Raw genomic sequence first — 26,677 nt, forward strand, 5'->3', positions numbered from 1 at the left:
TAGCTCAGTTAAGAGCCGCGCCGGCTTTTTCTTTTTGCCGCCGGTTTTTCAGGCCGCGACGATCTCGAACGTATGCGTGATCGCGGCGGTCTTGCCGATCATGATGGACGCCGAGCAATACTTGTCGTGCGAAAGATTGATCGCGCGTTCCACGGTCGCCGGGTTCAGGTTCTTGCCCGTCACGGTGAAGTGGAAGTGGATGCTGGTAAAGACCTTCGGGTCTTCGCTCGCGCGCTCAGCCTTGAGCGTGACGTTGCAGCCGCTTACTTCCTGGCGGCTTTTCTTGAGAATCAGCACCACGTCGTAGGCCGTGCAGCCGCCCGTGCCCAGCAGCACCATTTCCATCGGCCGCGGCGCGAGGTTGTGGCCGCCGCCTTCCGGCGCGCCGTCCATGTTGACGAGATGGCCGCTGCCCGTTTCGGCGGCGAACGCCATGCCGTCCTGCCCCATCCAGCTAACTTTGCATTCCATGCGTGTGCCCCTGCACCCGTTCGTGATTCGGTTGATTCAGACGGCATTGTAGCCCGCGCTCCCCGGTATGTCCGGAGGCGGCCATGGCCGTGAACTTTCCTCGCTGCCGACTTGCATGTTGCGGCGCGGCACCTCCGGGGCAAGGCCGGATTCCGTGGCGCATTTAGGGGATTTGCTCTAGGCGCCGCCACGAAGTTTTACTGCTGATGTACGTAAACGTATGATTTTTATGGGTTTTAATGGTGCGTTTCGCGAATCGCTGGGCTTTTCATATTGTGGTGTTGCATTTCGTAATGCAAATTCGCTTGCGCCGCACAACGGGATTCCCTATACTGCATCTCATTGGTTGTCGTGTTTCGCGAAACCTCAGCATGTCTCCTCCACCCTCCTCCAAAGAGTGGATTAAGCCCGAACAAACGCGTTCGGGCTTTTTTTCGTCCCCGTTTTTCGCCGCTGTCCGCGGTTTTTCGCATGGCCCGCGCGCCGTTTCACGGCGAAAGATCACGCAAATTTTGACGCGCGGCCAAATTTCCTTTTATAATCGTGGGTTTCCCGCATTCATGCCCGCGGGAAAGCCGGCTTTCCGTCAGGGAAGCCCGGACCAGGGAGAGCCTGCGCCGGCGCCAACGAGCGTCACCATACAAGCAGGACGACAGGGCACAGCATATTTTTTGGATCGATCATGAAGACTTTTTCCGCCAAGGCACATGAAGTGCAGCGCGAATGGTACGTGATTGACGCGACGGATAAGGTTCTCGGCCGTGTCGCCAGCGAAGTGGCACGCCGTCTTCGCGGCAAGCACAAGCCTGAGTTCACCCCGCACGTCGACACGGGTGATTTCATCATCATCATCAACGCCGGCAAGCTGAAGGTCACGGGCAACAAGACCACGGACAAGAAGTACTACCGTCACTCGGGCTACCCGGGCGGTATCTACGAAACGACGTTCGGCAAGATGCAGGAACGCTTCCCGGGCCGCGCGCTCGAGAAGGCCGTCAAGGGCATGCTGCCGAAGGGCCCGCTCGGCTACGCGATGATCAAGAAGCTGAAGGTCTACGCTGACGCAACGCACCCGCACTCGGCGCAACAGCCGAAGGCGCTCGAGATCTAAGGGGAGCCCACATGATCGGTAACTGGAATTACGGTACGGGCCGCCGCAAGAGCGCTGTCGCCCGTGTCTTCATCAAGTCGGGCAAGGGCGAAATCGTCGTCAACGGCAAGCCCATCGCCGACTACTTCTCGCGCGAAACGTCGCTGATGATCGTGCGTCAACCGCTGGAACTCACGAACCACGGCACGACGTTCGACATCAAGGTGAACGTGACGGGCGGCGGCGAAACCGGCCAGGCCGGCGCAGTTCGCCACGGCATCACGCGCGCGCTGATGGACTACGACGCAACGCTCAAGCCGGCACTGTCGCAAGCTGGCTTCGTGACGCGTGACGCGCGTGAAGTGGAACGTAAGAAGGTCGGTTTCCACAAGGCACGTCGCCGCAAGCAGTTCTCGAAGCGTTAATCGTTTATCGGTCGCTTCGGCGCCTGCGCTTCGCTTACGCGAAAGCGCATGGCTGCTGCAAAAAACCGCCTCGCGCAGGAATGCGCCGGGCGGTTTTTTCGTTTTATCGCTGGACCGGCGTTTGCGCCGACGCAGGAAAGTGCCGAGAAACCCTTGATTTTGTGGGCTTAAGCACGATCTGACGAACAGCCCTACAATAGCGGCTAGAAGCTTTTTTTGGAGAGTTCGAATGAGCGCTGTCGCCGAAACCCCCGTGACCGAAATGCCCGGTCCCTTCGTTTTCACCGAAGCAGCGGCTGACAAGGTCAAGCAACTGATCGACGAGGAAGGCAACCCGGAGCTGAAGCTGCGCGTGTTCGTGCAAGGCGGCGGCTGTTCGGGCTTCCAGTACGGATTCACGTTCGACGAAACGGTCAACGAAGACGACACCGTGATGGACCGCAACGGCGTGCAGCTTCTGATCGACTCGATGAGCTATCAGTACCTCGTCGGCGCCGAGATCGACTACAAGGACGATCTGAACGGCGCGCAATTCGTCATCAAGAACCCGAACGCGACCACGACCTGCGGCTGCGGCTCGTCGTTCTCGGTCTGAGCGACGTTTTTTGCCGACGTCGTGCCGATAAAAAACGGGGCTTCGGCCCCGTTTTTTCATGTTGGCGCGATTGACGCGCGACGCCAGCGGCACCCGAGCCGTGAATTTCAGCGCGGATAAATCGCGCCCAGCACGCGCTCGCCCGCCGCGCCCGTCACGGCGGGCAGATTGCCGGGCTCGCGCGCGACGCAGCGCATCGCAAGCCACGCGAATGCGAGCGGCTCGACCTGATGGGGCGGCACGCCCAGCGCTTGCGTCGTCGTGACCGGCACGCCCGCCACGCCGCCCGTTTCCAGCGCCTTTTGCAGCGCCGCCATCAACGCGGCATTGCGCGCGCCGCCGCCGCACACGTAGACGGCGCGGCAATCGCCCGCATGCCGCTCGATCTCGCGCGCGACGCTCACCGCGGTGAGCGCGACGAGCGTCGCCTGCACGTCGGCGGGCGTGAGCGACTCGAAACCCTTGAGCTTTTCGTCGAGCCACTGCGCGTTGAAGAGATCGCGGCCCGTGCTCTTGGGCGGCTGCTGCTCGAAGAACGCTTCGTCGAGCAACGCGTTCAGCAGCGGCTGATGCAGATTGCCGCTCGCGGCGAACTGGCCGTTCTCGTCGTAAGGCTTGCCCAGATGGCGTTCGGCCCAAAGGTCGAGCAGCGCGTTCGCGGGGCCGCAGTCGAAGCCGCGCACGGCGCCGGTCGACGCAAGAATCGTGATGTTGCTGATGCCGCCGAGATTGCAGACGACGCGCGTTTGCTCGTGCGAGCCGAATATCGTCGCGTGGAATGCGGGCACGAGCGGCGCGCCCTGGCCGCCCGAGGCGACGTCGCGGCTGCGGAAATCGGCGATCACGTCGATATGCGCCAGTTCCGCGAGCAGCGCCGGATTCTGGATCTGCACGGTATAGCCTTTTTCGGGCCGATGCCGCACCGTTTGCCCATGCGCGCCGATCGCCTTCACGTCCGCCGCCGACAGGTTGCCGGCGCGCAGGAGTTCGTGGCAGCACACCGCGTAGCGTGCCGCGAGCGCATTGCCCGCGAGCGCCTCGCGCTCGATCTCGTTTTCGCCCGGCTGTTGCAGCGAAAACAGCGCCTCGCGCAAACCCTGCGCGAAACCGACGAAGGCTTCGGCCAGCACCACGGGCCGCTGCCCGGCTTCGAAACGCACGGCGATGCCGTCGACGCCGTCCATGCTGGTGCCCGACATCAGGCCGAAATAGACTCCGTCGGCGGGATGGGCGTGTTCGTTTCGTGCCTCGCGTGGCGCCACGTCGTGCTCCTTTCGTAATTTCCATGATTGAGAGGCGAAGCCGCCTCAGGCGTCGATTATCGGCGCAACGGCGTTCGGGCGTAAGACGGCGCGCACGCGCGCGCAGCTCAGGCGACGGCGGCGCTTTCGGACGGCCGGCCGCCGCAAACCTCGGCCTCGCCATTCGAATCACGTAAAATTGCGTTCTAGCCCAGACTTAACGACAGATACGAAGCATGAGCACCGAGCCCACATCCAGCCAGAGCGCCAACAGCGCCAACAGTGCCAAGAGCGGCGCGAAAGAAGCCTTTCCCGTCACCGACGAAGTCCGTCACGCGCTTGCCGTCACGAAGCGCGGCGTGGACGAACTGCTGATCGAGGAAGAATTCGAGCAGAAACTCGCGAAAAGCGCCGCCACCGGCAAGCCGTTGCGCATCAAGCTCGGGCTCGACCCCACCGCGCCCGACATCCATATCGGCCATACGGTCGTGCTCAACAAGATGCGCCAGCTTCAGGATCTCGGCCATACGGTGATCTTCCTGATCGGCGACTTCACCTCGCTGATCGGCGATCCGTCGGGGCGCAACGCCACGCGTCCGCCGCTCACGCGCGAGCAGATCGAATCGAACGCGAAAACGTACTTCGAGCAGGCCGCGCTCGTGCTCGACCGCGAAAAGACCGAGATCCGCTACAACAGCGAATGGTCGATGCCGCTCGGTGCCGACGGCATGATCAAGCTCGCGTCGCGCTACACGGTCGCGCGCATTCTGGAGCGCGAAGATTTCACGAAGCGCTTCCAGGGCGGCGTGCCCATTTCGATCCACGAATTCCTGTATCCGCTCATGCAGGGCTACGACTCGGTCGCCTTGAATGCCGACCTCGAACTCGGCGGCACGGACCAGAAGTTCAATCTGCTCGTCGGCCGCGAATTGCAGAAGCAGTACGGCCAGGAACAGCAGTGCATTCTCACGATGCCGCTGCTCGAAGGTCTCGACGGCGTCGAAAAGATGTCGAAGTCGAAGAACAACTACATCGGCATCAGCGAAAAGCCCAACGACATGTTCGGCAAGCTCATGAGCATTTCCGACACGCTGATGTGGCGTTATTTCACGCTGCTCTCGTTCCGCCCGATGGACGAGATCGAGGGCTTCAGGCGCGAGATCGAGGCGGGCCGCAATCCGCGCGACTTCAAGGTGTTGCTCGCGCAGGAAATCGTCGCGCGCTTCCACTCGCAGGGCGACGCCGAACGCGCGCTCGAGGACTTCAACCACCGCGCGAAGGGCGGCGTGCCCGACGACATTCCTTCGGTGACGCTCGCGGGCGCGCCGCTCGCCATCGGCCAGTTGCTCAAGCAGGCGGGCCTCGTGCCGTCGACGAGCGAAGCGCTGCGCAACATCGAGCAGGGCGGCGTGAAGATCGACGGCGCCACGGTGTCCGACAAGGGCCTCAAGATCGAGGCCGGCGAGTTCGTCGTGCAGGTCGGCAAGCGCCGCTTCGCGCGCGTCACGCTCACGGCATGATCGCGCTGATCCAGCGCGTGCGGCGCGCGGAGGTGCGCGTCGCCGACGGCAGCGGCGAGCGCGTGACGGGAGCGATCGGCCAGGGGCTGCTCGCGCTCGTCTGCGCGGAGCGCGGCGACAACGAAGCCGCCGCCGACAAGCTGCTTGCGAAGCTGCTCGGCTATCGCGTGTTCAGCGACGCCGCCGGCAAGATGAACCTTTCCGTGCAGAACGTCGACGGCAACGGCGCGGCGGGCGGCCTGCTGCTCGTTTCGCAGTTCACGCTCGCGGCCGATACCAACAGCGGTTTGCGGCCGAGCTTCACGCCCGCCGCGCCGCCCGACGAAGGCAGGCGTCTTTTCGATTATTTCGTGGCGGCCGCGCGCGAGAAGCATTCCGTGGTCGAGACGGGCGAGTTCGGCGCCGACATGCAGGTGTCGCTCGTCAACGACGGCCCCGTCACCTTCTGGCTCCAGGTGCGCAACGGATGACCACGCAAATTCTCTTCATTCGCCACGGCGAAACGGCGTGGAACCAGATCAAGCGCATTCAGGGGCATATCGACATTCCGCTCGCGCAAAGCGGCGTGGAGCAGGCGAACAAGCTGGCCGCGCGGCTCGCGCAGGACGCGCGCGCGGGCGCGCGGCTCGACGCGATCTGGTCGAGCGATCTGATGCGCGCGCAACAAACCGCGCAACCCGCCGCTGCGGCGCTCGGGCTGCCCGTCCAGCTTGCCGAAGGCTTGCGCGAGCGCAATTACGGCGCGTTCCAGGGCCACGACAACGACGAGATCGCCGAGCGTTTTCCCGACGAATACGCGCATTGGCAAACCCGCGATCCCGGTTTCGAGCCGCCCGAAGGCGAGTCGCAACGCGAGTTTTATCATCGCGTGCTGCATGCGCTCGAACCGATTCTGGCGCGGCATCCGGGCGGCCGCATCGCGTGCGTCGCGCACGGCGGCGTGCTGGACTGCGTGTACCGGTTCGCGAACGGTTTGGCGCTCGACGCGCCGCGCGCGTGGAAGCTGTTGAACACGAGCGTCAATGTCGTCGATTTCGAGCGCGACGGTTACGTGACGCAGGCGCGCGTGGTCGAGTGGGGCGATGTCGCGCATCTGGGCGGCGTGAGCGCCGACGACAATCTCAAGCGCGCGCCGGAGCCGGGGCGCTAGAACCTTGCGCGGCGCTGCCTTGCGTCGGAAAAAACGGCCATCGCATGTCGGCATGTCGGCGCGCTGGCCGTTTTCATTTACGGCAGCGGTTTTTCCGCCGCGCGCCGCCGCGCGCGTTTCGAGACGCCGTTGACGAGCGCCCAACGCATCACGGGCGCGACCGCGCGCATGCCTGGCCGCACGACGGCTTGCCGCGCGAGTGCGAAGGTATCGAAGCCCAGCATCGCCTGTGCGAACGGCGGCAGCAGGTCGATGCCCGCATGGCGCACGAGCGCGCCCGCGGGCCGCATCGCGGGGCGCGGCGCCGGGGCATTCATGAGCACGCGCACGACTTCGCGCGTGCGGTCGCTCGCAACCAGTTCGGGTCGCATCGATTCGAGATACGCGGCGATTTCCGCGCGCGATTGCGGCACGTTCGTCGCGCCGAGCAACTGCGCGATCTGCGCGACTTCGGCGTAATACTGATCCTGCGCGGCGCCGGGCAGCAGCGGATTCACGTAGCGCAGATAGCCGCCGAGAAAGCTGGACACTTCCGCCACGTGGACCCACGTCAGCAAGGCGGGGTCGCTCGCGCGATAGGCGCGGCCGTCGGGCGCGGTGCCCGTCACGCTCAGGTGAATCGTCTTGACGCGCTCGATGAGCGCGAGCGCGTCGGCGCGGCTGCCGTAGGTCGTGCCCGCGATGAAGGTCGCGGTGCGCCGCAGCCGCCCGAGAATGTCGGTGCGAAACGTCGAATGGTCCCACACGCCCGCGAGCGCGAGCGGGTGCAGCGCCTGGAGCAGCAGCGCGCTGATGCCGCCCGCCATCATCGCGGCGAAATCGGCATGCACTTTCCAGCAGATGGCGTCGGGGCCGAAGAGGCCGGGGTCGCCGGGCGGATTCGAGTAATCGAGCTTCGGGCCGCTGCCCGTGGTGAGATGCGTGATGCTCTCGGCGATCCTCATGCGCACACGCGACGCCAGTTGGCCGATCAGGCCGTTGGGCGCATTGGCGTTCGGGGGGCGGCCGGCGTGATCGGACATGGTGCGCTCCCGGCTGGCGTCTTACGACGCGTCCGGCTCCCAGTCGCCGCCGTTCGAGGCGTTGTCGGGCGCGGTGAGGCCGAAGTGGCGATAGCTCAACTGCGTGGCGATACGCCCGCGCGGCGTGCGCTGCAAATAGCCCTGCTGGATCAGATACGGCTCCAGCACGTCCTCGATCGTGTCGCGCTCCTCGCCGATCGCGGCGGCCAGATTGTCCACGCCCACGGGGCCGCCGTCGAACTTGTGCAGGATCGCTTCGAGCAGCTTGCGGTCCATCAGGTCGAAGCCGACCGGATCGACGTCGAGCATGCGCAGCGCGGCGTCGGCCACGTGGGCCGTGATCGCGCCGTCGGCCTTCACCTCGGCGTAGTCGCGCACGCGCCGCAGCAGGCGGTTGGCGATACGCGGCGTGCCGCGCGAGCGGCGCGCGATTTCGAGCGCGCCTTCGGGATGAATCTGCGCGCCGAGCAGCGAAGCCGAACGCTGCACGATGCGCGACAACTCGCCCGCGTTGTAGAACTCGAGCCGCGAAACAATGCCGAAGCGGTCGCGCAGCGGGTTCGTCAGCATGCCCGCGCGCGTGGTCGCGCCCACCAGCGTGAAGGGCTGAAGGTCGAGCTTCACGCTGCGCGCGGCCGGACCTTCGCCGATCATGATGTCGATCTGGTAATCCTCGAGCGCCGGATACAGGATTTCTTCGACCACCGGCGAAAGCCGGTGAATTTCGTCGATGAAGAGGACATCGTTGGCTTCGAGGTTGGTGAGCAGCGCCGCGAGGTCGCCCGCGCGTTCGAGCACGGGCCCCGACGTCTGCCGCAGATTGACCCCCATTTCGCGCGCGATGATGTGCGCGAGCGTGGTCTTGCCGAGGCCCGGCGGCCCGAACAGCAGCACGTGGTCGAGCGGCTCGGAACGGCGCTTCGCGGCTTCGATGAAAATCTCGAGCTGGCCGCGCACCTTTTCCTGGCCCACGTATTCGTCGAGCTGGCGCGGGCGCAGCGCGCGCTCGAACGCTTCCTCGTGCGACGAGGCGGGCGTGGCGGCGATCACGCGCTCGGCGTTGCCGGCGCTGCCGGAATGCCGGTTCGCGGCGAGTTTGTCAGTTTCGATCATGGGGCGATTGTACCGCGCGGACTGGGCGCGCCGGCGCGGCGTGCGGGGCGTTCGGGGGCGGGCGGACCAAGCGAAAACCGGGCGGCGCGCGGTGCAACTAACAGCCCATTTGCGGCAGTCGCGCGGTGCTGGGTGTTTCCGGATGCGCCGATCAAGCCGCCGTCCCGATGCGCCGTTGAGCGGCTCTGGAGGGCGTGCGCTCGGGCACCGCCAACGCCAGCGCCCACGCCCACGCCCACGCCATCGCCATCGCCATCGCCATCGCCAACGCCAACGCCAACGCCAACGCCAACGCCAACGCCAACGCCAACGCCAACGCCAACGCCGCCACCGGCCCGCCGACGCGCCGATGCGCCGTTGCACCGCCGCGCGCATTACCCCTTCGACAGCACCTTCAGCGCGATCTTGATGCCTTCGGAAACGCCCGTGCCCGCGGGCACGCTCTTGATCGCGGCCAGTCCTTCCTTCTCCGAATAGCCGAGCGCGAGCAGCGCGTTGAGGATGTCGTTTGCGTGATCCGAAGGCGACGCGGCGGCGGCCATCGCGCCGAGATCCGCGCCGAACTTGCCCTTGAGTTCGAGCAGCAGGCGCTCGGCGGTTTTCTTGCCGATGCCGGGAATGCGCGTGAGACGCGCGGCGTCCTGCATCGTCACGGCTTGCGAGAGATCGCCCACGCTCATGCCCGAGAGCACCGCGAGCGCCATGCGCGCGCCGATGCCGCTGATCTTGAGCAGCTCGCGGAACGTCGCGCGTTCCTGCTGCGTGCCGAAACCGTAGAGCAGATGCGCGTCCTCGCGCACGATCATCTGGGTGAGCAACACGATTTTTTCGCCGGTGCCGGGCAGGTTGTAGAACGTGCTCATCGGCACGTCGATTTCGTAGCCGACGCCGTTGCAGTCGACGAGCAGGTGCGGCGGGTTCTTTTCCAGCAATACGCCGGCAATGCGACCGATCATGGCGGGTTCTGTGAGGAGGGAAAGCTCAAGAGTGTAGCGGAGCGGCGCGCGCCGCGGCGCGGCCTTCGAGGCGCGCCGGACGAACGGAGAAGGCGGCTTCGGCGTTTTCACCGCAGGCGAAGCCGCGCAGGGACGCGCAGGTGGCCCTGTGCATGGCCACGCATCCAGCCGCGCGCTTGGTCACACATCCAGCCGCGCATCCAGCCACACATCCAGCCGCGCATTTAACCGATAAGCCGTCCGCGCCGCACGCGCATGCCCTTCTTCGCGAGCGAGGGCGCGAGGCCGCCTAGCGCCGCGAGCGCGTCGCCACCGTGGGCGTGGCAGATCGCCATGCCGAGCGCGTCGGCGGCATCGGTGCCGGGCATGCCGGTGAGCGCGAGCAGGCGCACCACCATCTGCTGCATCTGGTCCTTGGTCGCGCGCCCGTAGCCCACCACGGCCTGCTTCAGTTGCAGCGCCGTGTATTCGGCGACCGGCACGCCGCCCGCCACGAGCCCGCAAATGGCCGCGCCGCGCGCCTGGCCGAGCAGAAGCGTCGACTGCGGATTGACGTTGACGAAGACCTTTTCGATCGCGGCCTGATCGGGCGCATGCTGGCGGATCAGCGTGGAAACGCCTTCGAAGATGGTGCCGAGACGCGAGGGCAGATCGGCATCGGCGGTACGGATGACGCCGCTTGCGACATACGTGAGCTGATGGCCGTGACGCTCGATCACGCCGAAGCCGGTCACGCGCAAGCCGGGGTCGATGCCGAGAATTCTCATGAAATGCGGGAAAAGCGGAATGTGCCTGCGATGGTACAACGAACGGCGCGGCGGCCGCGAGCGTTGCCGGCGCGCGCGCCGGCCGCGGCAGCAACGAAAAAGCCCGCGCGAAGCGGGCTTTTTGCCGAACCGGCTGGCGGTTTAGTGACGGAAGTGGCGAATGCCCGTCATTACCATGGCGATGTTGTGCTCGTCGGCGGCGGCGACCACTTCGTCGTCGCGCATGGAGCCGCCCGGCTGGATCACGCAGGTCGCGCCCGCGTTCACCACCACGTCGAGACCGTCGCGGAACGGGAAGAACGCGTCCGAGGCGACGGCCGTGCCCGCGAGCTTGAGGCCCGCGTTTTCGGCCTTGATGCTGGCGATGCGCGCCGAGTCCACGCGGCTCATCTGACCCGCGCCCACGCCCATCGTCATGCCGTTCGCGCAGAACACGATGGCGTTCGACTTCACGAACTTCGCCACGCGCCAGGCGAACAGCAGATCGTCCATTTCCTTCGGCGTCGGGTGGCGCTTCGTCACCACGCGCAACTCGTGCGGCTGCACGTTCTTCGCGTCGAGCGATTGCACCAGCAGGCCGCCGCCCACGCGCTTCAGGTCGAACGCGTTATGACCTTCGCCCAGCGCGATCTGCAACAGACGCACATTCTGCTTCGCGGCGAACACGGCCTTCGCGGCGTCCGAGAACGACGGCGCGATCAGCACTTCGACGAACTGCTTCGACACTGCTTGCGCCGCGGCTTCGTCCACTTCGCGGTTGAATGCGATGATGCCGCCGAACGCCGAGGTCGGGTCGGTCTGGAACGCCTTCGCGTAGGCTTCGTGCGCGTCGCCGCCCACGGCCACGCCGCACGGGTTCGCGTGCTTGACGATCACGCACGCGGGCGCGTCGAAGGTCTTGACGCATTCCCACGCCGCGTCGGAGTCGGCGATGTTGTTGTACGAGAGTTCCTTGCCCTGGAGCTGCGTGTAGTTCGCGAGCGCGCCGGCGGGCGTCGCGAGGTCGCGGTAGAACGCGGCGCCCTGGTGCGGGTTTTCGCCGTAGCGCAGGTCCTGCACCTTGTCGAACGCGAGGTTCAGCACGGCGGGATAAGCGTTGCGCGCCTTGTGGTCGAGCGCTTCGGTCAGGCTCGTGAGGTAGTTCGTGATCGCGCCGTCGTACTGCGCCGTGTGCGAGAACACCTTGGTCGCGAGGCGGAAATTGGTGGCGTAGCTCACGGCGTTGCCGTTCGCGCGCATCTCTTCCAGCACCGCCGCGTAGTCGGCCGGGTCGACCACCACGGTCACGTCGCGATGATTCTTCGCCGCCGAGCGCAGCATCGTCGGGCCGCCGATGTCGATGTTCTCGATCGCGTCTTCGAGCGAGCACGTTTCCTTCGAGATCGTCTGCACGAACGGGTAGAGGTTCACGACCAGCAGGTCGATCGTCGGGATGTCGTGCCGTTGCAGCGCGGCCATGTGCTCCGGCAGATCGCGGCGCGCCAGAATGCCGCCGTGTACTTTCGGGTGCAGCGTTTTCACGCGCCCATCGAGCATTTCCGGGAAGCCGGTGTAGTCGGCGACTTCGGTGACGGGAAGACCCGCGTCCGCGAGCAGTTTCGCGGTGCCGCCGGTCGACAGGATCTTGACGCCGAGATCCGAGAGGGATTTCGCGAAGTCGACGATGCCTGCCTTGTCGGAAACGGAGATGAGCGCTTGCTTGATCATGATGTGGGTGGGTTGCCGATAGATCGAGGAGTCAGCGCAAGAGGCGCGGAAAACGCGGCGCGGCCGTTACAGCAGGCCGTGCTGCTGGAGCTTCTTGCGCAGCGTATTGCGGTTGATGCCGAGATACTCGGCGGCCAGCGACTGATTGCCGCCGGCCTGCTCGAGCACCACCTCGAGCATCGGTTTTTCGACGCACGCCATCACCATTTCATAGACGTCGTGCGGATTGCTGCCGTCGAGATCGTGGAAATAATTGCCCAGACTCTCGCGGACGGATTGTTCGATATTGTGCTTGCTCATGCTGCCAGTCGATCGGAGGAGGCGGCGCCTTTGCCTGCATCGCTTTCGTCGCTTGCGTCGCCTTCTTCCTCGACATAGACGAGACGCTCGGAACGCGCCTTTTGCTCGTCGAAGAACTGGTTGACGGCGACGAGTTGTTCGCGCGTGGTGTCCAGCGTATTCATGCGATGCCGGAACGTGTTGGCGCCGCAAAGGCCGCGAGTGTACCAGCCGATATGCTTGCGCGCAGTACGCACGCCCGTAAATTCGCCGTAAAACGCGTAGTGATCTTCCAGATGCTCGTTCATGATCGACTGGATTTCGTCCACGCGCGGCGCGGGCAGCAACTCGCCGGTGGCGAGGAAATGCTCGATTTCGCGAAAGAGCCACGGGCGGCCCTGCGCCGCGCGGCCGATCATGATGGCGTCGGCGCCCGTGACGTCGAGCACGTGGCGCGCCTTGTGCGGCTTGGTGATGTCGCCGTTGGCCACCACCGGAATGCGCGCGGCGGCCTTCACCGCGGCGATGGTCTCGTATTCCGCCTCGCCGTGATAGAGGTCGGCGCGCGTGCGGCCGTGCACGGTCAGCATCGAAATGCCGCAGTCCTCGGCGATGCGCGCGACGGTGAGCGCGTTGCGATGGTCGCGGTCCCAGCCCGTGCGGATCTTGAGCGTGACGGGCACGGCGTCCGGCCCCGCGCCCACGGCGTCCACCACGGCCTTGACGATGCGCGCGACGAGCGGCTCGTTTTGCAGCAGCGCCGAGCCGGCCGCGACGTTGCACACTTTCTTCGCCGGGCAGCCCATGTTGATGTCGATGATCTGCGCGCCGTTCGCGACGTTGTAGCGCGCGGCCTCGGCCATCATTTCCGGGTCGGCGCCCGCGATCTGCACGGCGATGGGTTCCACCTCGCCCGCGTGATTCGCGCGGCGCAGGGTCTTTTCGCTTTTCCAGAGCTGCGCGTTGGAGGCGACCATCTCCGAAACGGCGTAGCCCGCGCCGAGGCGCTTGCAAAGCTGGCGGAACGGCCGGTCCGTGACGCCCGCCATGGGAGCGACGAACAGGTTGTTACGCAGAGTGTGACGGCCGATTGTGAACATGACGCGCGGGCGAGTCCGGGGCCGCGCGACGCAAGGCGTTCCAGTCGCGGCGAACGGCGGAAATCGAAAGGGGAAACGCGTATTTTAGCGTAAGCGGGATGCGCGGGCGCGCGCCGGGGGAGGCGCGAGCGGCGTTGCGTTGTTTTCCGGCGGCGGCAAAAGCGCTTTGCGGTCAGCGGGTTGGGCGCGGCGGCGCGCGGTGTTTCGGCCCTTTGAGGCGGGTTCGCTTGCCCGCCGCTCAGATTCGCTGCCCGAACATCATTTGTCTCGCGAGCGCCGTTTTTACCGGCGGCGCGAATTCGAGCGCGGTGAGCGCCAGCCCGCGCAGCGCGGCGAGCGGGGCGAAATCCACCGTGAAAAGACGCGCGAGCGTATCGGTTGCGCCGATCGTCATGCGCCGGTCGAAGGCGCGGCGCGCCGCGAAGGCCGCGAGCGCGCGCGGCGAGGCACCGTGCTGCGCGAGCGCGTCGGCGAGCGCGTGGGCGTCGCGCAGGCCGAGGTTCAGGCCCTGGCCCGCGACCGGATGCAGCGTTTGCGCCGCGTTGCCCACGGCGGCGATGCGCCCGTGGCCCGATACCAGCGCGTCGAGCGCGTTCAGGCCGAGCGGGAACGCGGCGCGCCCGTGAACGTGCGTGAAGCGGCCCATGCGCGCGCCGAACGCCGCGCCGAGTTCGGCGAGAAAGTCGGCGTCGGCAAGCCGCGCGCGGCGCTCGGCTAGCTCGGGCGCGCCGCACCAGACGAGCGCGTAGTCCGCGCCGCGCACGCCGCCCATGGGCAGCAGCGCGATCGGGCCTTCGTTCGTGAAGCGCTCCCACGCCACGTGCGGCTGCGGCGCGGCCACCGTCACCACGCCGACAAGCGCCGTCTGGCCGTAATCGCGCGTGCGCCGGGGTTCGGCCCGGGCGGGGCCGCACTTCTCCCCGGTTTCGTGCGACGCCGGCCGATACAAGCCGCCTTCGGCGTTCACGAGAATGCGCGTGCGCAGCCTGCGCTCGACGCCGGCGCTCACGATGGGCAGCGTCACGCCGTCGTGTTCGATCACGGGGTCGTGCGCCTGCGTGTGATGCAGCCAGTGCGCGCGCGTGCCGCGCACGGCCTGCGCGAGCGCCTGCACGATCGAGCCGTACCGCGCGACGTAGCCGAGCGCGGGCAGGTCGTAGTCGTGGCGATCGATCAGCGTGCGGCCGAAGTGACCGCGCTGCGAAACGTGGATGCGCTCGATGGCGGTGGCGTCGTGCGGCCACGCGAGCGCTTCCACGAGCGTGCGGCTGCCTTGCGAGACGGCGATGGCGCGCGGGTCGCCCGCGCTGTCGTCCGGCTCGCGGGCATCGACCAGCGCGATCGACAGATCTTGGGTGGCGCTGCGCCGCGCGAGCCAGCCCGCGAGCGCGAGCCCGACCGGACCGGCGCCGACGATCGTCACGTCGTGGTCGAACGGGGCGTTGGCGGGGGTTTCGGCGCTGGCGGAGACGGCGTTCATGGCGGGTTTCGTTGCGGGTTCGGGCGGAAAGCGTGAGACGGAAGGGGAGACAAAAAGGGGCGACAAAAAAGGCGTCAGGCGCGGCGTTGCGCGTCCTGCATGAGCGACTCGATGGCGTCGGCGGCCACGGGCACGTCGCGGGTTATCAGCTCGCAGCCCGTTTCGGTGACGATCGCGTCGTCCTCGATACGGATGCCGATGTCCCAGTAGCGCTCGGGCACGTCCTCGGCCGCGCGAATGTAGAGACCCGGCTCGATGGTGAGCGTCATGCCCGCGCGCAGCGTGCGCCAGGGCGGCGGCGCATGGGCGGCCTGGGCGTTTTGCGCGGCGTTGGCGTTGGAGGCGCGCTCGCGGTAATCGCCCGCGTCGTGTACGTCCATGCCGAGCCAGTGCCCCGTGCGATGCATGTAGAAGCGCGCGTAGGCGCGTTCGGCGATCGCGTCGTCCACGTTCGCATAGCGTGTCTTGTCGAGAATGCCGGTGTCGAGCAAGCCTTGCGCGAGCACGCGCACGGCGGCCTCGTGCGGCGCCTCGAAGTTCACGCCCGCGCGCGTGGCGTCAATGGCGGCCTGCTGCGCGGCGAGCACGATGTCGTACAACTCGCGCTGCGCCGGCGTGAACTTGCCGCTCGCGGGGAAGGTGCGCGTGATGTCGGAGGCGTAGCCGTTCAGCTCGCAGGCGGCGTCGATCAGCACGAGGTCGCCTTCGCGCGCCACGGCGTTGCCCGCCGGATAATGCAGCACGCACGCGTTCGCGCCCGCCGCGACGATCGAGCCATACGCGGGCGCCTGCGCGCCGTGCTTGCGGAACAGGTACAGCAGTTCGGCTTCGATCTCGTATTCGCGCATGCCGGGCCGGCACGTCTGCATCGCGCGGATATGCGCGAGCGCCGAAATCTTCGCGGCGCGGCGCATGGTGTCGAGTTCGTGCGCGTCCTTGACGACGCGCATGTCGTCGAGCAGCGGCAGCAGGTCGTGCGCCGCCGCGGGCGCGCTCACGCCGCTGCGGCCTTGCGCGCGCACGGCGTCGAGCCAGCGCTTCACCTGCGCGTCGAAGCGCTCGTTCGCCGCCAGCGCGTAGTGCAGCGCCGGCCGGTTCGCGATCAGTTGCGGCAGGCGCGCGTCGAGTTCGTCGAAGGGAAAGGCGGCGTCCAGGCCGAATGCCTCGCGCGCGGCGTCCGGGCCGTAGCGAAAGCCTTCCCACGTTTCGCGCTCGACGTTCTTCGCGCGGCAAAAGAGAACGGCGGCAGGCTGGTTCTCGCCCGCGTTCGCGTCCAGCACGAGCAGCGCCTCGGGCTCCGTGAAGCCCGTGAGGTAGTAGAAGTAGCTGTCGTGCCGGTAGGGATAGTCGGCGTCGCGGTTGCGCAGCGCCTCGGGCGCCGTCGGCACGAGCGCGACGCCGCCGCCCTTTTCCCGCAGCGCGGCCAGCACGCGTTCGCGGCGCGCGCGATAGAGCGCGGCGCCGCCGTCGGGGCCCGGTTGCACATCCGGCAGATGAGCGGCGCCGGGCGCGGCGGCCGGGGCGTTCGGGGCATTTTGGGCGAGCTTCGAGTCGGTCGAGTCCATCGTGGGATTGTAGCGCCACACCGCGAGCGAGCGCTTGCGCGGGCGGCCGGTGGCCCGATGTTGTCTTTCTCCTACAGGAATTGTAAGAAAAAGACCGACGTTATCTGACGTGTCGTCAGAAAATGGGCAATCCAACGTATACTTCGCGCGGATTACAGAAAAGGCAGGTGCGATGAAACTTATCGGTTCGCTCGGCAGCCCGTATGTCCGCAAGGCGCGGATCACGCTCGCCGAAAAGAAAATCGACTACACACTGGTGCTCGAAAACGTCTGGAGCGCCGAAACGGCGATCCACGACTTCAACCCGATCGGCAAGGTGCCGTGTCTCGTGATGGACGACGGCGAGGCCGTGTTCGATTCGCGCGTGATCTGCGAATACGTGGACATGCTCTCGCCCGTGGGCAAGCTGATTCCGCCGGCGGGCCGCGAGCGCATCGAGGTGCGCTGCTGGGAAGCGCTCGCCGACGGCATGCTCGACGCCGCCGTGACGATTCGCGCCGAAAGCACGCAGCGCACGCCGGAGCAGCGCTGCGAAGCGTGGGTCGAGCGCCAGCAGCGCAAGATCGCCGAAGGGCTGAAGGCGATGGCGAAGGGACTCGCGGGCAACCCGTGGTGCGCGGGCAACCGCTACACGCTCGCCGACATCGCCATGGGCTGCGCGCTCGGCTATCTGGACTTCCGCATGCCCGAGCTGGACTGGCGCGAGCCGCATCCGAATCTCGCGCGCCACTTCGAAAAGCTTTCGCAGCGTCAGTCGTTCATCGACACGGTGCCGCAAGGCTGAAGCGCCGCGCATTCCCCATCGGCGAAAAAACGCCCGGCGGCTCGAAAACCGTCGGGCGTCTTCCTTTTCGCGGCCGGTTCGCCGGCGTTCAGGCGACGATCTTCTGCGCCTCCGGCGCGAACGAATCGCTGCGCGCGACCGGCCACCACTTCTCGTAAAGCTGATAGCGGTAGCGGCCTTCGAGCAGATCGCCGGGTTTCAGATACTTGAGCAGCTCCGACATGAGTTGCACTTCATACGACGACACGCGCCGCACGATGTGATGCGCGCGCAGTTCCGCAGGGCTCGACAGCCCCGCGGCCTGAACGATTTCCTGCAACGCATGCAGCGTGTTGCGATGGAAGTGATAGACGCGCTCGCCCTTGTCGGGCACGTCGAGCGCGCGCTGGCGCACCGGGTCTTGCGTCGCCACGCCGGTCGGGCAGCGGTCCGAGTGGCACTTCTGCGCCTGAATGCAGCCCACGGCGAACATGAAGCCGCGCGCCGAGTTGACCCAGTCCGCGCCGATCGCGAGCGTGCGCGCGATATCGAACGCCGTGATGATCTTGCCGCTCGCGCCGATCTTGATCTTCTCGCGCAAGCCGATGCCCACGAGCGTGTTGTGAACGAGCAGCAAGCCCTCCTGAAGCGGCGTGCCGATATGGTCGGTGAACTCGATGGGCGCCGCGCCCGTGCCGCCTTCGGCGCCGTCCACCACGATGAAGTCGGGCAGGATGCCGGTTTCCAGCATCGCCTTCGCAATGCCGAAAAACTCCCACGGATGCCCGATGCACAGCTTGAAGCCCGTGGGCTTGCCGCCCGAAAGCCTGCGCAGGCGCTCGACGAATTCGAGCAGGCCGCGCGGCGTGGAAAACTCCGCGTGGCGCGAAGGCGAAACGCAGTCGCGGCCGACGGGAATGCCGCGCGTTTCGGCGATCTCGGGCGTGACCTTGGCCGCGAGCAGCATGCCGCCGTGGCCCGGTTTCGCGCCTTGCGAGAGCTTCACCTCGATCATCTTCACCTGCGGCTCGGCGGCGAGGCGCGCGAACTTTTCGGCGCTGAACGAGCCGTCGTCGTTGCGGCAGCCGAAGTAGCCCGAGGCGATTTCCCAGATGATGTCGCCGCCGTTCTCGCGGTGATACTTCGAGAGCGAGCCTTCGCCGGTGTCGTGCGCGAAGCCGCCTTTCTTCGCGCCCAGATTGAGCGCGCGGATCGCATTGGCCGAGAGCGCGCCGAAGCTCATCGCCGAGACGTTGAAGATCGACATCGAATAGGGCTGCTCGCGGCCGGCGCCCACGAGAACGCGGAAGTCGCTGCCCGCGAGCTTCGTGGGCGCCAGCGAATGGCTGATCCACTCGTGGCCGATGGCCTTCACGTCGATCTCGGTGCCGTACGGGCGGCTGTCGACGGTATTTTTCGCGCGCTGATACACCACGCTGCGCTGCACGAGCGAGAACGGCTTTTCGTCGGTGTCGTCCTCGACGAAGTACTGGCGGATTTCGGGCCGCACGAACTCGAACATGAAGCGCAGATGGCCCCAGAGCGGATAGTTGCGCAGGATCGCGTGGCGCTCCTGCGTCATGTCCCAGAGGCCGAGCGCGACGAGCAGCGCGGGCGGGATCGCGCAAAACCACGAAAGATGATGAAGCGCCGCGGCGGCGACGCAGGCTGCAAGCAGCAGCACCGCGCACCACATGGCGAGATAACGTCGGGAAAACATTGGGGGGACTCCTCGAACCTGGACTGGCGCGGCCCGCCCGTGGCGGCGCCGCGCTTGGGCCGCGTCCCCCGGCGACGCTCGATCGCGGCTCGCCCGGGGCGCGGCGTGCCCGAATGATGCCGCAAGTTCGTGAAACCTCGCCGCGAACTTTGCACGAACCTTGCGCAATGGCGGCGGGATTTCGGAGCGCGGCCTCGCGGGCGGCAGGACGATGGGAAACGTGCGGTGAGAAAGCGCGCGGCGCATTGCACGCCGCGCGATGTTTTCTTACGTTTCGATGCGCGTGGCGGCTTGCGGGGCGTGTTCGGCTTGCGCGACTGCGCCCGGTTTGCGGCGCGCCGGGCGCTTCTTTTTCTTCGGCGTTTCGGGCGGCAATACGGCCGGCGCGTGCGGTTCGAGCGTCGTCACCGTTTCGATGATGCCGCCGCCGAGGCACACGTCGCCGTCATAGAGCACCGCCGACTGGCCCGGCGTCACGGCCCATTGCGCTTCGGGAAAATGCAGCGAGAACTGGCCCGCGCCGAACGCCTCCGCGCGATGGAACACCGTGGGCGCGTCAGCCTGGCGATAACGCGTTTTCGCGCCGCACGCGTGGTTTTCGGCGGGCGGCTCGCCCGCGACCCAGCTCACGTTGCCCGCGCGCAGCTCGTGCGCGAGCAGCCACGGATGATCGTGGCCCTGCACGACGTAGAGCGTGTTCGTGGCGATGTCCTTGCCCGCGACGAACCACGGGTCGCCGCTGCCGTCCTTGCTGCCGCCCAGACCAATGCCCTTGCGCTGCCCGAACGTATAGAACGCGAGGCCGATGTGCTCGCCCACCACCTTGCCTTCGGGCGTCATCATCGGGCCGGGCTGGGTCGGCAGGTAGCGGTTCAAAAAGTCGCGGAACGGCCGCTCGCCGATAAAGCAGATTCCTGTGGAGTCCTTCTTTTTCGCGTTCGGCAAGCCGATCTGTCCGGCGATCTCGCGCACCTTCGTCTTGGGGATTTCGCCGAGCGGGAACATCGTCTTCGAAAGCTGCGCCTGGTTCAGGCGATGCAGGAAGTACGACTGGTCTTTCGTGTGATCGAGCGCCTTGAGCAGCTCGAAGCGGCCATGGCTTTCGTTCTGGCGCACGCGCGCGTAGTGGCCCGTGGCGATGGTTTGCGCGCCCAGCGACATCGCGTGATCGAGAAACGCCTTGAACTTGATCTCGGCGTTGCAGAGCACGTCGGGGTTGGGCGTGCGGCCCGCGGAATATTCGCGCAGGAATTCCGCAAACACGCGGTCCTTGTATTCGGCGGCGAAATTGACGGCTTCCACGTCGATGCCGATCAGATCCGCGACCGAAACCACGTCGATCCAGTCCTCGCGCGTCGAGCAGTATTCGCTGTCGTCGTCGTCTTCCCAGTTCTTCATGAAAAGACCGACGACGTCGAATCCCTGCTGCTTGAGCAGCCACGCGGTAACCGACGAATCCACGCCGCCCGACATGCCCACCACGACCTTACGTTTGCTCATTTTCCTGCTGCCTTGTTGCTGCCTCGTTATGTGCGCCGGGGCGCCGCTTTGGGCCCGGTCGCGTGCGTGCGCACGAAATCGAGCGGCACGCGCCTGCCCGCGAGGTAATCGTCGACGCATTGCATGACGAGCGGCGTGCGATGCCGCTCGCTCGCGGCGCGCAGCTCCTCCGCGCTCATCCACACCGTGCGCACGATATCGGGATCGAGCGCGCGATCCTCGGGCTGCGCCGCGGCTTGCCCGCAATACGTGAAGCGCAGATACGTCGCGCCGCTTTCGCCCGGCTTGCCGAAATGCGTCATGTACACGCCGACCAGCGCCTCGGGCGCGAACGCGTAAGCGGTTTCTTCCAGCGTCTCGCGCACCACGGCGTCGTGCAGCGTTTCGCCCGGTTCCAGATGCCCGGCGGGCTGATTCAGGCGCAAACCGGCGCTCGTGTGTTCCTCGACGAGCAGAAAGCGCCCCTCGCGCTCGACGATGGCGGCCACGGTGACGTGCGGTGCCCAGGTTTCCTCGTTCATGGGCCGGTATTTTACCGGGACGCCGCAAACGCTGCCCAGGGCCGGATCGGCAGGATTTTCCGGCGATGGCTTCCCATGCGCGCGACATGCCGGCCGCGCGCGGCCGCGATCCGACCGGCCGGTCGGGCGGCGCAACGCGCTTTGCGCGGCGCAAGAAATCGAGGGTATTCCGTCTACAAACGTCCTGCTGCTTTCGGTTAAAGTGGGGCGTCATTTTGTGTTTGCCGTTGCCGTTGCACAGGTTGCCGGCGTTGCGCAATACCGCCGGCTTCCCTCCGCTCGATTCGAGCCAGAACAGCTAGAACAAGCAGTCGAGGAGGAACAGCGATGCATATCGGAGTGCCCGCCGAGACGCGGGCGAACGAAACCCGTGTGGCCGCGACGCCGGAGACCGTCAAGAAGTACGTCGCGCAGGGCCACACGGTCACGCTTCAGTCCGGCGCGGGCGCCGGCGCGAGCTATCCCGACGACGCCTACGCGGCCGTCGGCGCGCAGGTCGGCGACGCGGCCGCCGCGTTCGGCGCCGACCTCGTCCTCAAGGTCCAGTCGCCCAGCGCCGCCGAATTGCCGCTGATGCGGCGCGGCGCGGCGCTCGTCGGCATGCTCGATCCCTTCAACGCGGCAAACGCCGCCCTGCTCGCCGAGGCGGGCGTCACGGCGTTCGCGCTCGAAGCCGCGCCGCGCACCACGCGCGCGCAGAGCCTCGACGTGCTGTCGTCGCAGGCCAATATCGCCGGATACAAGGCGGTGCTGGTGGCCGCCGACCTGTATCCGCGCTTCATGCCGATGCTGATGACGGCCGCCGGCACCGTGAAAGCCGCGCGCGTGCTGATCCTGGGCGCGGGCGTGGCGGGCTTGCAGGCGATCGCCACGGCGCGGCGGCTGGGCGCGGTGATCGAGGCGTCGGACGTGCGTCCGGCGGTGAAGGAGCAGATCGAATCGCTCGGCGGCAAATTCCTCGACGTGCCGTTCGAAACCGACGAGGAACGCGACGCGGCGCAAGGCGTGGGCGGCTACGCGCGGCCGATGCCGCCTTCGTGGCTCGCGCGCCAGTCGCAGCTCGTACACGAACGCGCGCGCCAGGCCGACATCGTCATTTCGACGGCGCTGATTCCGGGCCGCGACGCGCCCACGCTATTGCCGGCGCAAACCGTGCAGGCGATGAAGCCCGGTTCCGTGGTCGTCGACCTCGCGGCGGGGCGCGGCCCGATCGCCGATCCCGCCACCGGGCGGCGCGGCGGCAACTGCCCGCTCACGGTGGCCGATCAGGTCGTCACCCAGCACGGCGTGCAGATTTGCGGCTACACGAACCTGCCTTCGATGGTCGCCGCCGACGCCTCGGCGCTTTACGCGCGCAATCTGCTCGACTTCCTCAAGCTGATCGTGACGAAGGAAGGCGCGCTCAATGTCGACCTGACCGACGATATCGTCGCCGCCACGCTGCTCGCGCGCGACGGCGCTCTCGCACGCACGGCATGACCGGGCGACACGAACGGAGATCAACATGGACGTCATCAACCATACCGTCATCAATCTCATCATTTTCGTGCTGGCCGTGTACGTGGGCTATCACGTCGTGTGGAACGTCACGCCCGCGCTGCATACGCCGCTCATGGCCGTGACCAACGCCATTTCGGCGATCGTGATCGTGGGCGCGATGCTCGCCACGGGCCTGACGGTGGGCGGCGCGGGCAAGTTCTTCGGCACCTTCGCCGTGCTGCTCGCGGCCGTGAACGTGTTCGGCGGCTTTCTCGTCACGCGGCGCATGCTGGAGATGTTCCGCAAGAAAGAGCCCAGAAAGCTCGCTTCGGCGGCCGGCAAGGAGGGCGCGTAAACATGAGCATGAACGTCGTTACGCTGCTTTACCTGGTGGCGTCGGTCTGCTTCATTCAGGCGCTCAAGGGCTTGTCGAATCCGCGCAGCGCGCGCGCCGGCAACCTGTTCGGCATGGTCGGCATGGCCATCGCCATCCTCACGACGCTCGCGTTGATCGTGAAGGAGTCCGCGCAATTCGGCTCGAATCTCGGCCTCGGGCTCGCGCTGCTGTTCGGCGCGCTGGTGGTGGGCGGCGGGCTGGGCGCCTACGTGGCCGCGCGCGTCGAGATGACGAAGATGCCCGAACTCGTGGCCGCCATGCACTCGCTGATCGGCCTCGCGGCTGTGTGCATCGCCTACGCGGTGGTTTCCGAGCCGGCCGCGTTCGGGCTCGTGGCGGAAGACGCGCCGTATCCGGGCTTCATTCCGTACGGCAATCGCATCGAGTTGTTCATCGGCACGTTCGTGGGCGCGATCACGTTCTCGGGCTCGGTGATCGCCTTCGGCAAGCTCTCGGGCAAGTACCGGTTCCGCCTCTTTCAAGGCGCGCCCGTGGTGTATCCGGGCCAGCATCTGATCAATCTGATGCTCGCGCTCGGCATGATCGGCTTCGGCATTCTGTTTTTCCTCACGCAGTCGTGGCTGCCGTTCGTCATCATGACGCTGATCGCGTTCGCGCTGGGCGTGCTCATCATCATTCCGATCGGCGGCGCGGACATGCCCGTGGTGGTGTCGATGCTGAACTCGTATTCGGGGTGGGCGGCGGCGGGCATCGGCTTTTCGCTGAACAACGCCATGCTCATCATCGCGGGCTCGCTCGTGGGCTCGTCGGGCGCGATCCTCTCGTACATCATGTGCCATGCGATGAACCGCTCGTTCTTCAACGTGCTGCTGGGCGGCTTCGGCGGCGAGGCGGGCGCGGCGGCGACGGGCGGCGCACAGGAGCAGCGGCCGGTGAAGTCGGGTTCCGCCGACGACGCCGCGTTCATGCTCGGCAACGCCGAAAGCGTCGTAATCGTCCCCGGCTACGGTCTGGCCGTGGCGCGCGCGCAGCATGCGCTCAAGGAGCTGACGGACAAGCTCGTCGAAAACGGCGTGGACGTGCGTTACGCGATTCACCCGGTGGCGGGCCGCATGCCGGGCCACATGAACGTGCTGCTCGCCGAAGCCGAAGTGCCCTACGACATGGTGTTCGAGATGGAGGACATCAACAACGAGTTCGGTCAGACCGACGTGGTGCTCGTTCTCGGCGCGAACGACGTGGTGAATCCGGCGGCGAAGAACGACCCCAAGTCGCCCATCGCGGGCATGCCGATCATCGAGGCGTACAAGGCGCGAACGATCATCGTCAACAAGCGGTCGATGGCGGCGGGCTATGCCGGTCTCGACAACGAACTCTTCTACATGGACAAGACGATGATGGTGTTCGGCGACGCGAAGAAGGTGATCGAGGACATGGTGAAGGCGGTGGAATAAGCGCGGCGTTTTACGCGGCCGATGCGAGAAGGCGCGCCGCGATGCGCGCCTTTTTCGTGGGCGTGCGCCGCACGGCGCGCCTACATCGAAGGCGCGTTCACGCGCCGCAGGTAATCGGCGAGACGCCGCCCGCTCACGTCGGGAAACGGTTCGAGCACTTCCACGGCGCCCATGCGTTCGATGTTGAAATTGCGAAAATCCCCGCGCATTTCGCACCACGCGCCCACGGTCCACTGCGCGCCCCAATAGACGAGCCCGAGCGGCCAGATGCGCCGCTCCGTATGCGCGCCGATGCGGTCGCAATACGCGAAGCGCACGACGAGCCGCGTGTCCACGGCGCGATGCAGCGCATCGAGCTTGTCCGAGAACGCGGGATCGACGTGATACGCGGGCGCGAACACGGCGAGCCGCTCGATCACGGCGCGCTTTTCGGCGGGCATCGCGGCGGCGACCTTCGCGAGCGCGCCGCGCGCGCCGGCTCCGAGCGCCGCGCCGCCCCAGGACTCGGCCATGCGCGCGCCCACGGCGAGCGCCGTCAACTCGTCGGCGGTGAAGGTGAGCGGCGGCAGGCTGGCGGTGCGCGCGAGCCGGTAGCCGATGCCCGCTTCGCCCTCGATCGGCACGCCCGAAAGCTGAAGATCGCGCACGTCGCGATAGACCGTGCGCGGCGAGACTTCGAGCCATTCGGCCAGTTGCTGCGCCGTGGTGAGACGGCGGCCGCGCAGCAGCTCGGCAATGCGAAAGAGACGGTCGGCGCGGCGTGTCATGGCGGGTGGAAGGCGAAGTCGGGCGCGCGGCCGGACTCGCAAGCGGGCGATGCGCAGATGATAGCGCCCGTGGATTGCGGCGTTGATGCCCCGGCCGGGTTTCGCTCAGCCGAGCTTGGCCGCATGCAGGCCGACGCGATTGCCTTCGGTGTCGATAAAAAAGCCGATATAGCCATAATTGTTCGGCAATTCGAGCGCCGGGCCTTGCTTCTTGCCGCCCGCTTTTTCGACGCGGCTCAGCACGGCCGTGACCGAGGGCTGCGCGTTCAGATACACGAGCACGCCTTTCGGATCGGGTTTCGCGTCCTGCGGATTGAACACGATGCAGCCGCCGGTTTCGGCTTCGGTGTGCGCGAACAGCGCCATCGGCACGCCGCCGATCACTTCGCGCTGAAGCGAGGTGTCGAGCGCGGTTTCGTAAAAGCGGGCGGCGCGCTCCAGATCGTGCGCGGGAATTTCGAACCAGGAGATGACGCGGGGCGGGCTGGACAGTTCGGTGGACACGGTGCGCTCCTCATTGGGCGACGTCGGGATGGATGGCTGGCGCGAGGCGCCTTCGGCAACGCCGGATGGCGTAGCCGCAGTGTGCGGGGGGGCTGCTGACAACGTGCTGTCAGTAGCTTTGGGGCGCGTACGCGCGCTGCCGGGGAGGAGGGGTTTCGAAGCTTTTCGAGAGAGACGCGCGCGGACTTCTGTTTTAATCGACGAGTTCGCAACGCGCTTCATTCGCGCCTTGTTTTCCCCGCATTCCTTCCTCGCACGCATGCCTCCAACCGTTTCGATCATCACGCCCACGGCCAACCGCGAAGCTTTCCTGCCCGCCATCGCGCGCTGCGTGGCGCGCCAGCAGACGGACTGGGAATGGCTCGTCCTCGACGATGGCGCCGCGCCGAGCGCCTTCATGCAAGCGCTCTGCGAGCAGGACGCGCGGGTGCGCTATTTCTGGTCGAAGGCGCCCATGACGATCGGCGCGAAACGCAACTTTCTGGTGGATCAGGCGCGCGGCGAACTGATCGCCCATTTCGACGACGACGACCACTACAGCTCGCGCTACCTCGCCGAAATGACGAAGCTGCTGCGCGACAACGGCGCGGGCCTCATGAAGCTCGCGACGTTCTGGATGTACGCGCCGCACACGCGCTTTCTGGGCTATATGGATTTGAACGCGCGCGTCGGGCTGCATTACATGCTGACGGGCAAGACGGTGGAAACGGTCACGTTCCACGAGAAAAAGCAGATCGGCGCCGACTTCATCCTCTTCTACGGCTTCGCGTACGTGTATCGCAAGGCGCTGTTCGATACGGCGCGTTTCGACGACGTGAATCTCGGCGAGGACGAAAGCTTTATCCGCCGCGTCGTGAACGCGGGCCACACGGTGCTCGCCGCCGACGACACGCAGGCGAATTGCCTGCACCTGATACACCCGGCATCGACGTCGCGCTGCTTTTCCCGTTATGCGATGCCCGAATTCGTGCTGCCGCGGCTTTTTCCGGAGTACGAAGGGTATCCGCTGCCGGTCGAGCCGGGCGCGGACAACTTCGTGATACGCGATGCGAGCGCCTCGCTAAGCGTGGGCGGCGCGTGAGAGCGAAGCCGGTCGACGCGAAATGAAAAATGGCGGCTTCGAGCCGCCA

The 26,677-nt window shown here is 66.5% G+C and carries 27 protein-coding genes; 11 read left to right on the forward strand and 16 right to left on the reverse strand.

Translation table 11 applies throughout. From position 1 onward, the window contains the following. Positions 1 to 48: 48 nt before the first annotated feature. A complete protein-coding gene (locus U5805_RS28045) occupies positions 49 to 471 on the reverse strand; it encodes an OsmC family protein (RefSeq protein ID WP_322106771.1) in 423 nt (140 codons plus the stop codon). 682 nt (positions 472 to 1,153) lie between these two features. Between U5805_RS28045 and rplM the strand changes: the two genes are divergently transcribed. The 3 genes from rplM (at position 1,154) to erpA (ending at position 2,581) form a co-directional block, all read left to right on the forward strand. Next, positions 1,154 to 1,582 (forward strand): 50S ribosomal protein L13, encoded by a 429-nt coding sequence (gene rplM, locus U5805_RS28050; RefSeq protein WP_027795838.1) that lies wholly within the window; start codon positions 1,154 to 1,156, stop codon positions 1,580 to 1,582. A gap of 11 nt (positions 1,583 to 1,593) precedes the next feature. Continuing rightward, entirely contained in the window at positions 1,594 to 1,986 is a 393-nt protein-coding gene (rpsI, locus tag U5805_RS28055) for a 30S ribosomal protein S9 (RefSeq protein ID WP_028209425.1), read from the forward strand. Between the two features lie 229 nt (positions 1,987 to 2,215). Beyond that, positions 2,216 to 2,581: an iron-sulfur cluster insertion protein ErpA gene (erpA, locus tag U5805_RS28060; protein ID WP_322106772.1), complete on the forward strand. Its 366-nt coding sequence runs from the start codon at positions 2,216 to 2,218 to the stop codon at positions 2,579 to 2,581. A 107-nt stretch (positions 2,582 to 2,688) separates the two neighbouring features. Here the strand turns inward: erpA and U5805_RS28065 are convergent, their stop codons facing one another. Further along, positions 2,689 to 3,843: an anhydro-N-acetylmuramic acid kinase gene (locus tag U5805_RS28065; protein ID WP_322106773.1), complete on the reverse strand. Its 1,155-nt coding sequence runs from the start codon at positions 3,841 to 3,843 to the stop codon at positions 2,689 to 2,691. 215 nt (positions 3,844 to 4,058) lie between these two features. On the opposite strand from U5805_RS28065, the gene tyrS reads away from it, so the two are divergent. Genes tyrS through U5805_RS28080 form a run of 3 tightly spaced genes read left to right on the forward strand, consistent with a single transcriptional unit; the run spans position 4,059 to position 6,492 of the window. Then, complete coding sequence (gene tyrS / locus U5805_RS28070) at positions 4,059 to 5,342, forward strand: tyrosine--tRNA ligase (RefSeq protein WP_322106774.1); 1,284 nt, start codon at positions 4,059 to 4,061, stop codon at positions 5,340 to 5,342. Further along, positions 5,339 to 5,812, forward strand: a complete 474-nt coding sequence (gene dtd / locus U5805_RS28075) for a D-aminoacyl-tRNA deacylase (protein WP_322106775.1) — start codon at positions 5,339 to 5,341, stop codon at positions 5,810 to 5,812. The genes tyrS and dtd overlap by 4 nt, the downstream gene beginning before the upstream one ends. Beyond that, positions 5,809 to 6,492 (forward strand): histidine phosphatase family protein, encoded by a 684-nt coding sequence (locus tag U5805_RS28080; protein ID WP_322106776.1) that lies wholly within the window; start codon positions 5,809 to 5,811, stop codon positions 6,490 to 6,492. Before dtd ends, U5805_RS28080 begins: the two co-directional genes overlap by 4 nt. A 77-nt stretch (positions 6,493 to 6,569) precedes the next feature. On the opposite strand, the gene U5805_RS28085 is transcribed toward U5805_RS28080, so the two are convergent. From U5805_RS28085 to U5805_RS28125, 9 genes are all read right to left on the reverse strand, one after another. Then, positions 6,570 to 7,436, reverse strand: a complete 867-nt coding sequence (locus U5805_RS28085; protein WP_322106796.1) for an oxygenase MpaB family protein — start codon at positions 7,434 to 7,436, stop codon at positions 6,570 to 6,572. A gap of 99 nt (positions 7,437 to 7,535) precedes the next feature. After that, on the reverse strand, positions 7,536 to 8,627 hold the full coding sequence (gene ruvB / locus U5805_RS28090) for a Holliday junction branch migration DNA helicase RuvB (RefSeq protein ID WP_322106777.1): 1,092 nt from the start codon (positions 8,625 to 8,627) through the stop codon (positions 7,536 to 7,538). A 374-nt stretch (positions 8,628 to 9,001) separates the two neighbouring features. Beyond that, on the reverse strand, positions 9,002 to 9,583 hold the full coding sequence (ruvA, locus tag U5805_RS28095; RefSeq protein ID WP_322106778.1) for a Holliday junction branch migration protein RuvA: 582 nt from the start codon (positions 9,581 to 9,583) through the stop codon (positions 9,002 to 9,004). A gap of 224 nt (positions 9,584 to 9,807) precedes the next feature. Further along, positions 9,808 to 10,350 (reverse strand): crossover junction endodeoxyribonuclease RuvC, encoded by a 543-nt coding sequence (gene ruvC, locus U5805_RS28100; RefSeq protein WP_322106779.1) that lies wholly within the window; start codon positions 10,348 to 10,350, stop codon positions 9,808 to 9,810. Between the two features lie 141 nt (positions 10,351 to 10,491). Next, on the reverse strand, positions 10,492 to 12,057 hold the full coding sequence (gene purH, locus U5805_RS28105; protein ID WP_322106780.1) for a bifunctional phosphoribosylaminoimidazolecarboxamide formyltransferase/IMP cyclohydrolase: 1,566 nt from the start codon (positions 12,055 to 12,057) through the stop codon (positions 10,492 to 10,494). Positions 12,058 to 12,123: 66 nt separating this feature from the next. Next, positions 12,124 to 12,357 carry a Fis family transcriptional regulator gene (locus tag U5805_RS28110; RefSeq protein ID WP_322106781.1) on the reverse strand — a complete coding sequence of 78 codons (234 nt, stop codon included), beginning with the start codon at positions 12,355 to 12,357 and terminating at the stop codon, positions 12,124 to 12,126. After that, entirely contained in the window at positions 12,354 to 13,436 is a 1,083-nt protein-coding gene (gene dusB, locus U5805_RS28115; RefSeq protein ID WP_322106782.1) for a tRNA dihydrouridine synthase DusB, read from the reverse strand. Before dusB ends, U5805_RS28110 begins: the two co-directional genes overlap by 4 nt. Before the next feature lie 238 nt (positions 13,437 to 13,674). Then, entirely contained in the window at positions 13,675 to 14,916 is a 1,242-nt protein-coding gene (locus tag U5805_RS28120; protein ID WP_322106783.1) for a UbiH/UbiF/VisC/COQ6 family ubiquinone biosynthesis hydroxylase, read from the reverse strand. A 74-nt stretch (positions 14,917 to 14,990) separates the two neighbouring features. After that, positions 14,991 to 16,481: an aminopeptidase P N-terminal domain-containing protein gene (locus tag U5805_RS28125; RefSeq protein WP_322106784.1), complete on the reverse strand. Its 1,491-nt coding sequence runs from the start codon at positions 16,479 to 16,481 to the stop codon at positions 14,991 to 14,993. Between the two features lie 172 nt (positions 16,482 to 16,653). Here U5805_RS28125 and U5805_RS28130 point away from each other — a divergent pair, with 172 nt between their 5' ends. After that, positions 16,654 to 17,265 carry a glutathione S-transferase C-terminal domain-containing protein gene (locus U5805_RS28130; protein ID WP_322106785.1) on the forward strand — a complete coding sequence of 204 codons (612 nt, stop codon included), beginning with the start codon at positions 16,654 to 16,656 and terminating at the stop codon, positions 17,263 to 17,265. 88 nt (positions 17,266 to 17,353) lie between these two features. Here the strand turns inward: U5805_RS28130 and U5805_RS28135 are convergent, their stop codons facing one another. The 3 genes from U5805_RS28135 to U5805_RS28145 all read right to left on the reverse strand — a co-directional run bounded on the left by U5805_RS28135 (position 17,354) and on the right by U5805_RS28145 (position 20,985). Continuing rightward, entirely contained in the window at positions 17,354 to 18,964 is a 1,611-nt protein-coding gene (locus U5805_RS28135; protein WP_322106786.1) for an FMN-binding glutamate synthase family protein, read from the reverse strand. A gap of 267 nt (positions 18,965 to 19,231) precedes the next feature. After that, positions 19,232 to 20,464 (reverse strand): tRNA 2-thiouridine(34) synthase MnmA, encoded by a 1,233-nt coding sequence (gene mnmA / locus U5805_RS28140; protein WP_322106787.1) that lies wholly within the window; start codon positions 20,462 to 20,464, stop codon positions 19,232 to 19,234. 26 nt (positions 20,465 to 20,490) lie between these two features. Further along, positions 20,491 to 20,985: an NUDIX hydrolase gene (locus U5805_RS28145; RefSeq protein ID WP_322106788.1), complete on the reverse strand. Its 495-nt coding sequence runs from the start codon at positions 20,983 to 20,985 to the stop codon at positions 20,491 to 20,493. A gap of 327 nt (positions 20,986 to 21,312) precedes the next feature. Here U5805_RS28145 and U5805_RS28150 point away from each other — a divergent pair, with 327 nt between their 5' ends. From U5805_RS28150 to U5805_RS28160, 3 genes are read left to right on the forward strand one after another with little or no spacing between them, the layout of a single operon-like run. Continuing rightward, positions 21,313 to 22,464: a Re/Si-specific NAD(P)(+) transhydrogenase subunit alpha gene (locus U5805_RS28150; RefSeq protein ID WP_322106789.1), complete on the forward strand. Its 1,152-nt coding sequence runs from the start codon at positions 21,313 to 21,315 to the stop codon at positions 22,462 to 22,464. A 25-nt stretch (positions 22,465 to 22,489) separates the two neighbouring features. After that, positions 22,490 to 22,819, forward strand: a complete 330-nt coding sequence (locus tag U5805_RS28155) for an NAD(P) transhydrogenase subunit alpha (protein WP_322106790.1) — start codon at positions 22,490 to 22,492, stop codon at positions 22,817 to 22,819. 2 nt (positions 22,820 to 22,821) lie between these two features. Beyond that, on the forward strand, positions 22,822 to 24,276 hold the full coding sequence (locus U5805_RS28160) for an NAD(P)(+) transhydrogenase (Re/Si-specific) subunit beta (RefSeq protein ID WP_322106791.1): 1,455 nt from the start codon (positions 22,822 to 22,824) through the stop codon (positions 24,274 to 24,276). A gap of 80 nt (positions 24,277 to 24,356) precedes the next feature. Here U5805_RS28160 and U5805_RS28165 read toward each other — a convergent pair whose 3' ends face one another. Further along, entirely contained in the window at positions 24,357 to 25,043 is a 687-nt protein-coding gene (locus U5805_RS28165; RefSeq protein ID WP_322106792.1) for a YafY family protein, read from the reverse strand. Positions 25,044 to 25,148: 105 nt separating this feature from the next. Beyond that, the gene (locus tag U5805_RS28170) at positions 25,149 to 25,547 is read right to left on the reverse strand and encodes a VOC family protein (RefSeq protein WP_322106793.1); all 399 of its coding nucleotides are present in this window, start codon (positions 25,545 to 25,547) and stop codon (positions 25,149 to 25,151) included. Between the two features lie 259 nt (positions 25,548 to 25,806). Between U5805_RS28170 and U5805_RS28175 the strand changes: the two genes are divergently transcribed. Next, a complete protein-coding gene (locus U5805_RS28175) occupies positions 25,807 to 26,628 on the forward strand; it encodes a glycosyltransferase family 2 protein (protein ID WP_322106794.1) in 822 nt (273 codons plus the stop codon). Positions 26,629 to 26,677 lie beyond the last annotated feature (49 nt).

The organism is Paraburkholderia sp. J41, from assembly GCF_905220235.1.
GTDB lineage: Bacteria > Pseudomonadota > Gammaproteobacteria > Burkholderiales > Burkholderiaceae > Paraburkholderia.